Here is a 1,331-nt window from a genome sequence, read left to right as displayed (position 1 = left end):
GTTGTAGTACCAAAATGTACATCAACTGTTGATAGTGATGGAGATGGCTTAACGGACTGTGAAGAGAATACGGGAGTTGATGATCCAAGTACACCGTTAGATCCAGCAGGAACAACAAGTAATCCAAATGATGCATGTGATCCAATCGCAAGTAGTTCATTAACGGATACAGATGGTGATGGACTTACAGATTGTGAAGAAACAACGGGATTAGATAATCCAAACACACCATTAGATCCAGCGGGAGTAACAAGTGATCCAAACGATGCTTGTAGCCCAATCGGAATCAACACAGTTGATACAGATAATGATGGCTTAACAGACTGTGAAGAAACAACAGGAATTGATGATCCAAGTACACCACTTGATCCAGCAGGAACAACAAGTAATCCAAATGATGCATGTGATCCAATCGCAAGTAGTTCATTAACTGATACAGATGGTGATGGACTTACAGATTGTGAAGAAACAACAGGATTAGATAATCCAAACACACCATTAGATCCAGCAGGTGTAACAAGTGATCCAAACGATGCTTGTAGTCCAATCGGAATCAATACAGTTGATACAGATAATGATGGCTTAACAGACTGTGAAGAAACAACAGGAATTGATGATCCAAGTACACCGTTAGATCCAGCAGGAACAACAAGTAATCCAAATGATGCATGTGATCCAATCGCAAGTAGTTCATTAACGGATACAGATGGTGATGGACTTACAGATTGTGAAGAAACAACGGGATTAGATAATCCAAACACACCAGAAGATCCAGCGGGTGTAACAAGTGATCCAAACGATGCTTGTAGCCCAATCGGAATCAACACAGTTGATACAGATAATGATGGCTTAACAGACTGTGAAGAAACAACAGGAATTGATGATCCAAGTACACCGTTAGATCCAGCAGGAACAACAAGTAATCCAAATGATGCATGTGATCCAATCGCAAGTAGTTCGTTAACGGATACAGATGGTGATGGACTTACAGATTGTGAAGAAACAACAGGATTAGATAATCCAAACACACCATTAGATCCAGCAGGTGTAACAAGTGATCCAAACGATGCTTGTAGTCCAATCGGAATCAATACAGTTGATACAGATAATGATGGCTTAACAGACTGTGAAGAAACAACAGGAGTTGATGATCCAAGTACACCGTTAGATCCAGCAGGAACAACAAGTAATCCAAATGATGCATGTGATCCAATCGCAAGTAGTTCATTAACGGATACAGATGGTGATGGACTTACAGATTGTGAAGAAACAACAGGATTAGATAATCCAAACACACCATTAGATCCAGCGGGAGTAACAAGTGATCCAAA

1 pseudogene is annotated in these 1,331 nt (G+C 40.3%); it reads left to right on the top strand.

Annotation, left to right across the window (positions count from 1 at the left end):
• A pseudogene (locus tag HNQ90_RS17865) lies at positions 1-1,331 on the top strand (hypothetical protein); the annotation flags it as partial.

This window comes from Algibacter amylolyticus, from assembly GCF_014202225.1.
In the GTDB taxonomy this organism is placed as follows: Bacteria; Bacteroidota; Bacteroidia; order Flavobacteriales; family Flavobacteriaceae; genus Algibacter_B; species Algibacter_B amylolyticus.
The sequence above is the reverse complement of the archived record's forward strand: the minus strand, read 5'-3'. Positions and strand labels throughout refer to the sequence as shown.